This is a genomic window from Staphylococcus epidermidis, assembly GCF_006742205.1.
Classification (GTDB): domain Bacteria; phylum Bacillota; class Bacilli; order Staphylococcales; family Staphylococcaceae; genus Staphylococcus; species Staphylococcus epidermidis.
The window spans coordinates 1,368,613-1,383,020 of sequence record NZ_AP019721.1 but is presented as its reverse complement, the minus strand read 5'-3'; the positions used below and the strand labels follow the sequence as shown (position 1 = coordinate 1,383,020).

1 protein-coding gene (running past one end of the window) is annotated in these 14,408 nt (G+C 33.0%); it reads right to left on the bottom strand.

Annotated features, from left to right (window positions below; genetic code table 11):
• A protein-coding gene (ebh, locus tag FNL83_RS06830; RefSeq protein WP_080388512.1) for a hyperosmolarity resistance protein Ebh crosses the window boundary here: on the bottom strand, positions 1-14,408 show its 5' end (the start). 16,042 nt of this gene lie to the left of the window's left edge; 14,408 of the gene's 30,450 nt are visible here — the first part of the coding sequence; its start codon is at positions 14,406-14,408; its stop codon lies off the left edge, out of view.

The following is a 14,408-nucleotide window of genomic DNA, read 5'->3' as shown; positions in this document are numbered from 1 at the left end:
TGAGTAACGGCTTGATTGTAAGCTTCTTTTGGACCATTATCTTCATTTATATAATTGCTATTTGCTTTAACATTGTTAACGTCGTTCACACTGTTACGTAATGCTTGCATAGCAATATTCAATTGATTGTAATCTTGTAACTGACTCGTAATATTTGTTTTTGTAGAAGCTTTGCCTACATTTTCTTTAGCTTTGTTACGTTGAGCTTCATTTAGATAAGTTAAACCATCAATGGTTGTATTAGCATCTCTTTTAGCTTCAGCCAATTTGTCATTACCATTTAGATCATTTTTAGTCGTATTGACTCTTTGTGTAACTTTATTAATTTCAGCTGGATCAAGTTGTGCTTGATTAGCATCAGATTGATTAATCAGTTGTTTAGCATTGTTAACAGCGTTATTATAAGCATCTTTTTTGTCTTTATCTGCATTAATGTAATTGCCGTCATGCAATTCATCGTCATAGTTAGCAATAGTTTGTTTCAGTTGAGTCATTGCTGTGTTAACAGTATTAGCTTTTTCTTTAGCTTGATTCACTGAATTGATGTTTGGAGAGTGATTTATAGTATCAGTTAAAGTTTGTCGCTGAGCATCGTTTAAATCATTTAAGGTATTTAAATGATTAAGTGCTTGTTGTTTAGCAACTTCTAATCTTTGATTTCCATCTAACGCAGTTTTCGTACGTTTAACATCTTCAGCTTTTTGATCAATCACATCAGCACTCATTGTCGGACTTTGAGTTTGGTTTAAAATACCTTTAGCCGCATTGACTGCATTGTCATAGTCTTGACGTTTATTGTTAGATGCATCTAAATAATTTTCTTGTTGTTTTTGATTTTCGTAATCTGCAATACTTTCACTTAATGCTGTCATAGATTGATTTAAAGTATCAGCCTTATTTTTAATCGTTTCTAAAGTATTATGATTAGGTGCTGAGTTAACTTGAGCTTTAAAATTATCTTTTTGCGCGTTATTTAAATGACTTTCATTATTAATATGATTGATATATGGCTCTCTATTTAATGTAAGTTGAGAACGTGCAGTGTCTAATGCTTGTTTATGTGCATTTGCTTCATCTGTATTTTGTCTAATTTCAGCTACAGTAGGTTGACCACCTAAAACTTTAGATATTTTTTCAAGGTTTTGTCTAGCTTTTGCTAATTTATCATTATAATTGTTAAGCGAATCTTGAGTCATGCCGTCAGTATCTGTTTGTTGGTTAATACTGTTTTCTAATCTATTTTTAGCTTCTTGAAGTTGAGTTTTGTCTGGAACAAGTGAAGTTCGAGCATTTTGTAAATCTTGTATGACTTGTTGTGCATTAGCAACGCTCTCTTTAACTTGTTCTACTGTCGGATTACGTTTAAGTAATTTATTTACTTTGCCTTTTTCTATAATTGCTGCACTTAAGCTATCATTGTAATTATCCACTGAATCTTGAGTCATTCCATCTGTGTTAGTACCTTGATCAATTTCATCTTGAAGTTGTCTTTTTATTTTTTCTAAAGGTTGAGTATCAACTTGTAAGTTATTCTTAGCTTGTGTTAAATCGTTACTGATTCGTTCCGCTTCTGCTTTATTCGTTTTGATTGCATTAACATCTGGATTGTTCGCTAAAACGTTATTAATTGTGTTAATTTCGTTTTTAGCTATTTGTAGTTTTTGATTATAATTTGCAACAGATTGCTGAGTCATACCATCTGTACTAGGTACCTGGTCGATGTTATTTTGTAACGCTGTTTTAGCGGTTTCTAATGGTTCTTTATTAACTGTTAACCCGTTAATTGCTTGAGTTAAGTTTGTAGTTTGCTGATTGACTCGGTCTGTTTCAGTTGTAATTTGTTGTTCATCGGCATCGCCGTTATTAATTAATGCTAAAGCAGTGTTAGATTCATTTTGGGCTACGCGTTTAGCGTTTTGATAAGCCTCTATAGATTGTTGTGTCATACCATCAGTTTGTACAGTTTGATTAATTTTATTTTCTAAATTTAATCTTGCAGCTTTTAATGCATCATTATTTGATAGCGGTTGAAGTTGATTAATTGCTTCAGTTAATTGTTGATTCAACTGATTTACTTGTTGTAATGCATTATTTACCTCTTGAACAGTACGTATAGGTTTTTGTATCACAGCGTTGGCATTATCTTTAGCAGAAGTAATTTGTGTTTCTAATGATTGAATTGCTTTATTATATGCATTGATACTTCTTGGCTTTTTATTATTTGTATCGCCTCTTCTGTTTAATTGTTGAACTGCTGTTTGTAATTCAGTAGTATCTGCAGTTAATTGCTGTTTAGCATCATTCAAATGTGCTAGTGCTTGTTCAACTTTAGATTTCTCGTCTGAAATTTGTTTTGCAGTTGCATCGCCATTGTTGATGACAGCTTCTGCATTTCTGATAGCACTTTGAGCCTCATTTCTCTTAGCTTCATAGTTATTAATAGAATCTTGAGTCATACCTGTTGTTAATGGTTGATCATTAACTGATTGCTGAAGTTGATTTTTAGCTGTGACAAGTGCACTATTATTCTCTTTATTTTGAAGTATATGAATCGCGTCATTAACTTTAAGTTGTACAGCTTCAACTTTTTGTAATGCTTGTGCTACTTCATTAACTGAAGGGTTACTATTTTCAAGAATTTGATGTGCTTCTGATTTAGCGTTATTGTATTGCGTCTCAATAGCTTGTCGAGCAGCTTGGTATTGTTGAATACTAGCAGGTTTTTTACCATTTGTATCAACATTTTGTATTAATTGGTTATAAGCATTTTCCAATTGAGACTTATCAGCACGTAAATCGTTTTTGGCTTTGTTTATTGCATTAATCGCTTGATTTACTCTATTTGTTTCGTTAGTAATTTGTTGCTCAGTGGCATCGCCATTGTTAATGATTTGTTGAGCTTTTTGTATTTCATCTTCAGCTTCACGTTTTTTTGATTTATAGTTATTAGCAGTATCTGTTGTCATGCCTTGTGTTGGATCTACTTCATTAACAATTTGTTGAAGTTGTTGTTTCGCTTGAACCAATGCATTATTATTCTCTTTATTTTTAAGCATTGCTATCGCTTTATCTAATTCAGGTTGAACAGCTTTTATTTTGTTTAACGCAGCAGTCACTTGTGATACTTGAGGATTGTCATTTGTTAAAATACTGTTTGCTTCATTTTTAGCTGAATCAATTTGAGTTTGAATACGTGACTTAGCTTCATTGTATTTCCTGATACTTGCAGGCGTTTTACCGCTCGTATCAATATTTTGAGTTAATTGATTATATGCATTTTGAAGTTCCTCTTTATCTGCTCTTAAACCAGTTTTTGCATTATTTAATGCTTCTAAAGCGCGTTCAACATTTGTTTTGGCGTTAGAAATTTGTTGTGTAGTCGCATCGCCATTATCGATAACTTGTTGTGCTTTTGATATTTCTTGTTGAGCAGCTTGTTGTTTTGAATTGTAATCATCTTTAGTTTGTTGCGTCATACCTTCTGTTGAAGGGACTTGGTCAACTGCCTGTTGAAGTTGTTCTTTGGCTCGAACTAGTGCACTATTATCTTCTTTATTTTGTAAAAGTGCTCTGGCTTCGTTTAATTTTTGTTGTACTTCTCTTACTTTATTTAGTGCATTGTTGACATCAGCTACACTTGGATTTTGCTCTTTTAAAATGCGATCTGTATTTGTTTTAGTGCTGTTCAATTCGTTACTAAATTGTTGATATCTTTGATTGTACGCAGTGATAGAAGCTGGTTTCTTATTATTTAAATCCGTTGGTTGAATCAACTGATTATATGCTTGCTGTAATTCTTGTTTATCAGCTCTAAGCGCTGATTTGGCGTTGTTCAATTCACTGAGTGCTTGCTCTACCTTAGATTTCTCATCAGACACTTGTTGTACACTAGGTTGAGCGTTTTCAATAATTTTATTTGCATTTTGTATAACTTGCTCTGCTTTTTGACGTTTAGCGTTATAATTTTGAATTGTTGCTTCAGTCATACCAGTAGTACTTGGTTGATTATCTAGACTTTGTTGCAAAGCAGTTTTTGCATTAATCAATGGTTGTTTATCAACAGTAAGACCTTGTTTCGCCTGTGTTAATTCATTATTGATTTGTTCCGTCTCAACTTTGTTTGTTCTGATAGCATTAACATCTGGATTGTTAGCTAAGACATTATTAATTGAGTTTATTTTATCTTTGGCTTCTTGTAGTTTACGTTCATAGCTTTGTACAGATTGTTGCGTCATACCATCAGTGCTAGGTTTTTGGTCAATATTTGCTTGTAACTGATTTTTGGCAGTTTCTAAAGGTTCTTTATTAACTGTTAAGTGATTGATTGAATTTGTTAATTCAGACAGCTTTTGATTTAATTTTTCTATTTCTGTAGAAACTTCTTGATCAGATGCATCACCATTATTAATAAGAGTTTGTGCAATACTAGATTCATTTTGAGCTTTTATTTTAGCTTGCTTATAATTCTCAACAGATTGTTGAGTCATACCGTCTGTTTGAACGGTTTCATTAATTTTACTTTCAAGTCGATTACGAGCTTCTTTTAAGCTTTCTTTATTCGCTAAAGGTTGTAATAAGTTAATTGTATCTGTTAAGCGTTGGTTCAATTGGTTTACTTCATGCAATGCATTATTTACTTCTTCAACAGAACGAATAGGCTTATTGATGATAGTATTTGCTCTATTTTCAGTCTGTGTAATTTCAGATTGTAGCGAATGAATAGTATTGTTATAAGCACTAACACTGCTAGGCTTTTTGTTGTTTGTGTCGCCTCTCCTACTTAATTTCCGTACTTCAGTTTTTAAAGAAGTTGTATCTGCCGTTAAATGTTGTTTTGCTTCGTTAAGTGCATTAGTTGCCTCTTCAACTCGAATTTTATTTTCTGTTATTTGTTCAATAGATGCATCCCCATTATTAATAATAGTGTCAGCAGAACTTGCTATATTTTGTGCTTCTCTACGTTTTGTTGTGTAATTATTAATAGATTCTTGAGTCATACCATTTAGTGATGGTTGACTATTAATCGCTTGATCTAATTTTTCTTTTGCTCTAACAAGTTCGCTATTATCTTCTTTATCTTGAAGTATATTAATAGCTTTTGTAACCTCTGGTTGAATTGCATTTATCTTACGTAAAGCATCTTCTACTGCATTTACAGTAGGGTTTGTATTTTCAAGAACATTATGTGCTTCATTTTTAGCGGTATTATATTGGTTTTCGATATTTCGTCTTGCAGACTTATAGTTTTGAATACTAGATGGTTTTTTACCATTGGTATTAACATTTTGTATAAGTTTATTGTATGCAGTCTGTAATTCTCTTTTATCAGCTCTTAAGTCATTCTTAGCATTTTGTAATGCTTGTAATACTTGCTCTACTTTAGATTTTTCAGAAGAAATATCTTGAGCAGTAGCATCTCCATTATTAATAATCATGTTCGCTTTTTGTATTTCATTTTGAGCTTCTCGCTTTTTAGCGTTGTAATTATTAATTGTTTCTTGAGTCATACCGTGTGTTGGATCTGTATCATTTACTGCATTTTCAAGTCTGTTTTTAGCATTGACTAATTCTGTATTATTTTCTTTGTTTTGAAGCATGTTGATAGCTTCTGTTAATTTTGGTTGAATAGCTTTGATTTTGTTCAATGCTTGAGTTACTTGTGATACTTGTGGATTATCATTACCTAAAATTCGCTCCGCTTCATTTTTAGCATCATTAATTTGATTTTGTATTCTGGCTTTGGCTGTTTCGTATTGACGTATACTCGCCGGTTTTTTACCATTGGTAGATACGTTCTCAATTAATTTGTTATATGCAGTCTGTAACTCATTCTTATCAGCTCTCAGATTACTTTTAGCATTAGTTAAAGCTTGCATTGCTTGCTCTACTTTAGATTTTTCAGAAGTAATTTCTTGAGTTGTAGCATCCCCATTATCAATCACTCTTTGTGCAGATGTAAGTGCTCTTTCAGCTTCACGTTGTTTGTCATTATAATTATTAATTGTTTGTTGTGTCATACCTTGTGTTTGAGGTATGTCATTTACAGCGTCTTGTAAACGTTTTTTAGCTTGTACAAGTTCTGAATTATTTTCTTTTGGTTGAAGTAAAGCAATTGCTTGATTCACTTTAGGTTGAACAGTATTTATTTTATTTAAAGCGTCTCTAACTTGTTCAACGGAAGGATTGGTGTTTCGCAAAGTACTACTTGCATCCGCTTTAGCTGTATCTAATTCTTTTCTAATATTTGAAATGGCTTCATTATAGCGTCTTACAGATGCTGGCTTTTTATCATTTGTTAAAACATCTCTATTTAACGTATCATAAGCGCTTTGTAACTGTGACTTATCAGCACGTAAGTTGCTTTTAGCTTCAACATAATCTCTCTGTGCCTGTTCAACTGTGTTTTTAGCATCATTAATTTGTTGGGATGTTGCATCTCCATTATTTATAACGCTATTTGCATGTTGTATTGCTTGTTCAGCTGCTTGGCGTTTATTTTTGTAGTTCCTTGTGCTATCTTGAGTCATACCATCAGTTGAAGCGGCTGGTTGAATCGATTGTTGTAATTGTTCTTTTGCTCTCACAAGTTGACTATTATCAGCCTTGTTTTGTAATAATGCTTTAGCTTCATTTATTTTATTTTGTGCCGCTTGAACTTTAGATAAAGCTGAATTTACTTGTTGAGGTGTTGCAAATTCTGTGCCTATAACTTGGTCAGCATCACTTTTAGCTGTATTAATTTGTGATTGAGCACGATTCATAGCTTGATCAAAGTTTCTGATACTTGATGGTGTTTTGTTCTCTTTACTAATTTCTTCATCTAGTCGACGACGAGCATTGATTAATTCGGTTTTATTAACTTTAGTTCTAACAGTCTCAGTAGCTTCTTCAGAACTTCCATCACTGTAATAAATAACTACTGGAATATGTGATGTACTACCACCAGCTAAATTTGTTGGAAGAGCGTTTCCTTGTTTAATCGCAACTCTATTTTTATTTGGCACTTGAACCGCATTATTAATATCATCATTAGTCACATTTTGACCCTGTTCTTTAACAATTTCATTGATTGTTAAAGTATGTTGCGCAGGTGCTTGAATTACAGTAGGATTTGTGTTTTCAGTGTTACCCTGACCTGCTTTAGGAGTTATTGTAATTTGAGAATTAGGTTTAATTGTATTGGCCGAAAATACAACTTTACCATTATCCTGATTGAACTCGACATAATTTGGTTTATTATTTATCGTCCATTTGCCGTTGTTATTTTTAGTAATAGTGAATGATTTTTGTGTTTCATTGCCATTTAATTTTTCAGTGTAATTAATTTCGACACGTTCAGTTGGATTTAAAGAATTACGTGAATTGTCAGGTAATATATCGAATGTTCCATTATCATAAGTATGAGTTGCTACTTGTTCAGGTTGTGGAGCTTTGACAATATAAATTTCACTAGTTGCTGAAGTACTTATAGTTTCTCCGGAACCTTCAGTCGCTATTGCTTCTATTGAATCCCCAGGTCTAACTGCTAATCGACTTAAAGATATAGCAGTTCCGTTATTTGTTGGTCCGATACCATTTATGTCAGGTGACCCAGTTTCAACAGTCCAACGACCATCATTATTTTTAACAAATGTAGTTAATTTATTTCCATTTTTATTAATAACAATCTTATCTGCAGATGCTTGGATATAATCATTTGTCCCACTTATTAGTATATTACGCACAGCACCAGGTGTTACTGTTACATCACCAGTTTTAGACTGAGTTATGGTTGGTTGATTAGGTTTAGCATTTGTAACTATAAATTTAGCTGATTGTGATGTTTGCCAAACACCCCAGTTGCTAGGATTAACGACATCATAAGTACCAGTTTTAACAAAAGGAGTTCTAGTATATGCTAATGATTGCCATTGATCACTAGTAGTTCCTGTACTTTGCTGGTTCCAATAAAATTTCCAACCATCTATTGGTAATCCCTCTCCATTTTCAAGATGTTTGTAATAGCCTGCCCATGTTCCTTTAGGGAATGTATCTCCTACTTGAATTTTGTAGATAGGTTGAGTGAAATCAAAATTATATACCCACACTTTAACAGGAACTTCTAATGGTGTAGATATGCCAGGATAATTAACAAGTGCAATTAAATTTTGTACACCGGCTATGTTTTTATCAGGTTGACGATTGTCTTTCCAAGAAGCTGTTCCTCCAAGACGGTTATTATTTTCAAAAATAATATAATTATAAACGTCAGTACCATTGGTTAAGTTTCGTCCTTTTTGATCTCTTACTGGATTCTTAGCTGTAACTGTTGGATAGATTGTTATTGGAATATCTACAGTTCTCGTACCTTGATGATTAGGTAGAGTAACTGTAACAGTTTTTGTTGTAGTACCGATGTTGTTTTTCCAACTATTAGGCTCCTCGTTCCATGTAAGAGTAGAATGGGCTGGTATATTACTTATGAAACTATTGAAGTCATTAAAATTATAGTTTGTACCTTTAATTATTTTAATACCATCATTTTTAGCTTGCATGCCAGCGGTAACATTTACTTGATCACTGTTTTCTGAAAAAACACTTATATCTTCAGTTGTATTTGAAGCAATTCCACTACTATTTTGTTTAGTGTACGTTACATTATTTGTCATTGAGGTTTTAGCAGTAATATTTCCGGTTGGTAGAGTGCCTTGAATTGTTACAGTAGCTATACCATTAGAATCTATAGTTGTATTTGTATTAGGAATAACAGTTCCATTTGATTGATATAGAGTGACTTGTGCATTTTGTGGAACATTTCGAACTAAAATTTGTTGACCATTTAATTGTCCTTTTGAAATCACACTATTACTATCAATAACAGGTTTATTTGGTTTGACTTTGAATAGTACATTAACGTTTTCAGTTTGGCCGTTTTGATAAACTACCGTAACTGTTTTAGTAAATGAACCTGCATTACGAGAACTTGGTGTGCCTGATCCTTGGGCCCATCTGAAGTCCATATGTTCTGGCCAATATTGATTTACTGCTTGAACAAAATTTCCTGGATATGCATCACCTGATGAATTAAATCGACCATTGATAGTTGTTTCATATATTTGCTTTGGAATAGATTGACTAAGTTTGTAAGTAGTATCTTTTCTAATTGGTGTTGTTTCACCATCAAAGAATATTTCAGCGTGTAATGTTAAATCTCTACCAATTTGATTACTATTTATATCGGGTCCCTGATTATTAACCCAAACTATTCTCGCATCAACTGGACCTCCCGTTCTTAAACTAAAGAAATCATTTGGGGAAGTTCCTTTGCCGGTTGGAAATTGTTGTCCTCTTACTGTTGTTCTAGTAGTAGGTACAACTTCTAATAACACATGTTTAACTGGAACGGTTATTGTATTAGTTGTACCATCAGAAAATGTAGTTGTAACATTAACTGTAGCATTGTTCCCACTTCTATTTACTTTACTTACAACTTGACTACGAACGTCATTATTTGACTCATTGACATAATTTCTTGTACCTAAAATTTTAGTCATGCTGAGTGAAGATTTTACTCTATTTTGATCTTCAATTGAAAGGTTAGCATTGTTTTGAATATTACTAATTCTCACTGGTGTTTGATTACTTGATGAAGTTGTTATTCTATATTTCTCGTTTAATGGTTTTATATTTACTGTGAAAGAAACAATACTTTCATTTCCACTTTTATCTGTGGCTTTAACTTTTACAATTTTATTTATGCTATTAGTAACATTAGGAGCCTGACCTACTAACTCGTTGTTGTTTCTGGTCATAGTAATTGCACTATCACTTGTAGAAGCTACTGTATTTAATCCATAATTATCATTTACATTGATAGTATTTTTAAATGTTTCACCAGAATATACCGTATGATGGTCGTAATTACCTACAGTTATACTAGGATTTATTTTATCAGAAGGCACAAAATAAACATTAATCACGTTATTGGTATTGCTTAAATTTTGGCCTAATTTTTCAATGTAACCTTTTGGACTGTATGGTGCTAAGTATAATTGTGCCTTATAGATAACACCCATAATACCATTATTTGCCGCATTAGCTTTAACAACTTTATCAATATTAAAAGCGGATGCCCCATTAGCTTCTGGAACTTGACCATTTACGATAGAAGAATTTTTTTCATTATATATAACGTTAGAATGACTGACTTGACGTCCACCGTAACCATTATCTGGTTCTACTAAGTCTAATACTTGAATAGGATTTGAGTTAAGTAAATAAGATTTCTCGCCATCATCTCTAATTATAGATTTAGAATACCCATTAGACCCTCGTTCTGCTAACTGTTTTTCATTACTATTGATATTTGAACGTAAATTTGAGTTTTTAGCTGTTGCTTGAAGTAAAGTTAACACGTCATTAGTATTTATTTGTCTACCTAATGTTGCATCATATTTATAAATAAGTGATTTATGATCTGGTGACCATTCTAATCCACCATCTGTATTTCTACCTTGAATCTTACTAGAAGTCCACGAAATGGTATAATCATCCCTTATATTAACCCAACGTAAGAAATTCATATTATTGAGATTTGATGAAAACTCTTTTATCAAATCGCCCTTACGTATAGTTACTGTCACACTACTAACATTTCTATGGTCAAAGTTATTCGAAACAGTGATATCGTTATCGTTTAAATTAAGTCCAGAATTAGCTGCTTTAAATGCTTGTTTGATTTTATTGATTTCATCATTAGTTAAATTATAAGTACTAACTCTATATACACGATTATTACCAGTAGGTGCATTAACCTCTACTATTTTAAGTTTTAAATTAAGTTCTTGTTGAGTCTTATGATAAGCATTTTTAGCATTAACTCTATAGTTATAATTTCCAACATTGAGTCGACTAATTTCACTCGATGAAGGTAAAGATCCAATAGCTGATATAGAGGTGAAATCTCTATTAGGTAAATCCGAACCATTACTTAATGAGAAATATTTTCTTAAGTTTGGACCAATGGTATAGTTTTGTCCTCTAGCAATAGTGATTACTGCTTCTTTTTTATTTGTATTACCATTTTCACTGAAAATGGATTTTCTTTCGGGCTCATATGTGATTACATTTTCAGCATCAATAACATCTACAGAACCATCTCTATAATAAAATGTAACATCGCCGTTTACTCCAGCGAGTATTGGGTTATTTTGTAATAAATATGATCTTATATTAGCATTTGCTTCACTTATTTTTCTTTTTACCTCTTCTCGTTCGGAATTAGATAATGAAGAAGGGTCTGTCACTAATTGTAGTTGATCTCTAGATAATCCGACTGGATTTAAATCATCAGCCAACTTACCAACATTTAAAATAAAGGTTTTAGCTGGATTTGTTGTATTTCCAGAATTATCGGTTGCAGTAATATTGAAATGATATGTCGTATTATATGCTTCATTACTAGGTATATTACCAATTAACTTAAGCGTACCCTCAGTATTATTATTAGGATTGATTGTAAAGGTTTTTGTCCAACCTTGAGGTAAATTGACGTTTACATCTCTTAAACCTGAACCGCCAGTATTATCAGTGACTGGAAGAGTAATTTCTACATGATCTCCCCTGTAATACTTATGAACTAGTCCTGCCGGTTCATTAATTGTAGGTGGTGTTGTATCGCTACTAAACGGAACGCTATTACTAAAGTTTGATTGTACATATTGATTGTAATAAACAATTGCCTTTAATTCACCGCTTAATGGTAGATCTTTAAGGTAGTCTGATGAACGGAATGTTAAGACCCCATTTTTACTTGGATCATTATCATGGTATGCTTCTGCAACTACTGTGTAGTTTTCAGGGACAGTATATGGATTTATTTCTGGATCATGATCGCCATCGGTTCCGCCCATCACAAGTTTGATTTTAGCAGTAGTATCATTTGGTATATCTGTTACTCTTATTTCAGGCTTATGGTTAGGATTTCCACGTAATTCATTAGCAGTTGTAATGATTCTTGGTGGAGTTGGTTTTGATCTAATTTCAAATTGTTCTACTTTATCACCAAACTTAACAGTGATGAAATAATTTCCTGGATCAATATGACCAACAAGAGCTAAGTTTTTTTCAGTAGCATTATTTGTTCTACCCACAGCGTTTTGTAATGTAAGCGTGTTAGGATATCCTGTAATAGACCATTCACTATCTTTAATTGGTTCATTACTAGTAAGTTTGATACGTATCTCTTGTTGATAAGGTAATATTCCTGATCCTACAGTGTTATGAAGCGTTCCACTCATTACTTGGAAAACACCATGGCCCGCTCGTTTCGATACTGAAAATTCCTTTCTATCTTGTTTTTCATTATCGTGATATAACTCAATTGTATGTTTTAACTCAGGTTTTACATATAAATTTACTGGTAAAAGAGTTTCAGGGTTATGATGGCTATCTTCAACATCAAAACCTACAAGAAATTGAATTGGACGGCCTGAACGTGCTGCATTTTGAAGATTTTCTTGTGAAAAAAGTTCTTCAATTTGATAGGCATTCATTGCATTAGCTCCCTGCCATCTTTCCTGATTATAAGGAAGATAAGATGGATAAATACCTAGGACTGTACCAGTCACATTCTTTACATAACTTAATGGGTCGTATACCGAATCAATACTTCCGGAACCGTCACTATCCAAAATAGGAACATCAGTAGTTCTCTGTAATGTAGGATCGAATTGTCTGATTGTTCTTTTTAAATGAAGTGTACGATTTTTAACTTGGACATTTGACTGTACTCGATTTCGATAATTCTTATAAGGTTCGACATAGAGTTGGTTATAGTTCGTTGCTTGTTTATATTCACCAGAACGCGCGCCAGCAGCATAATACAATCTTGCAGTTGGAGCTCCTTGAGTTTTAAATGAAATACGATAACTTACATCACCACTACCTTTAAAACTATATATTGTATCTAATCCTCTTATTTGATCTGGTTTCTCACTATTTAGCAATGCGAAGTTTTCATCGCCATAATATTTATTAGTTTGTGTAGCGCCTTCTCTGTCGAAGTATAATTCTCCCCCTCTAGCAAAGTCAGAAAAATTATTAACACCATCATAAAATGCATAATTTGTAGCGGAGCCATGTTTAAAATCATTCGCTACGCTAGAATTAATAGCACCTGCTGATCTCCAAAATTGAGGTAGTGGTGCACCTGATCCAAATCCAACGCCACCAGTAGATGTACTTGAACCATCACGGTTGATAATAGTGAAAGTTACTGGACCAGTTGGTGTTTGATCACTTGGAAGTCCAAACCAATAGTACATATATTCATGCCCTTTATGATTACTATTAAATAAAATATCCCATTGATATCCATCTTTAAGTCGTTTTGTAGTGATATAAGCATTACCTTGTACATCAGAAGCACGTAAGATGTTCCTAGATCTTGGTAAATTATAAGGCCATCTTCTATTTGAAGCATGGAAGAAAGTACCAGGAGGGAAACCAGAATCATCATCGTCTTTTGAAACATAATATTCAGTTCTAGCATCTAAGTAATCGCTTCTTGATGAACGATTCTCAACAACACTTCTCGTACTTCTTCTACCACGTTTTTCTGTAGTAGATTGTTGTGGTAACGTACGTGCAAGTTCTAATGCTTTCTCTAATTGTTGATATGCCGAAACAAGCTGTTCTGAAGGAATATTTTGATTATTACCTAGTAAGTCATTGACGTAGTCAAAAGTAGATTTGACTTTTTGATATTCTGTTGCATCCGCACGATCTCTATCAATCATTCTGTAATTGTGATATGATGCGTCAAAAAAAGCTTGTAATGCATTTTTATCTAATGGTGGATGTACTTGCTGCGATTTATCTTTCTCTTGTAGATTCTCTTTCTCTTTGTCATTTTTACTTGCTCGGCTTTCTGCAAGTACATTTTCTGTTAGTTTATGATGTTTATTTTCAGAAGCATTCCCATCGCTATCGCTTACTATTTTACTATGTGCTTGCATAGTACTATTATCAACTTTCAATGGTTCGTTATTCATATTTGCTTCACTATGCGATTGATTGATACTATCATCCGAAACATTTGTAGGTAATTGTTGCGATGTTTCATTAGTGTCTTTGAATTGATCCGACAGTCGTGCATTTGCTTGATTTTGACTAGTTGATGAACGTAATGATTCAGTCTTCCCACTAGAATTTTGTTTGTTATTTTCGATTTCTTGACTATGCGTATTCGAATCATCATCATCTGTTTGATTTAATTGTTTAATTAACTTTTGATTTTGATTCAACTCGTCGGCACTTGCATGGTTTGTATTGATACCCATGAACACAAGTGTTGCAATCACAGTAGAAAATGTTCCAATTGCGTATTTTCGAATACTAAATTTTTGTAATTTATCACGATTATTCAA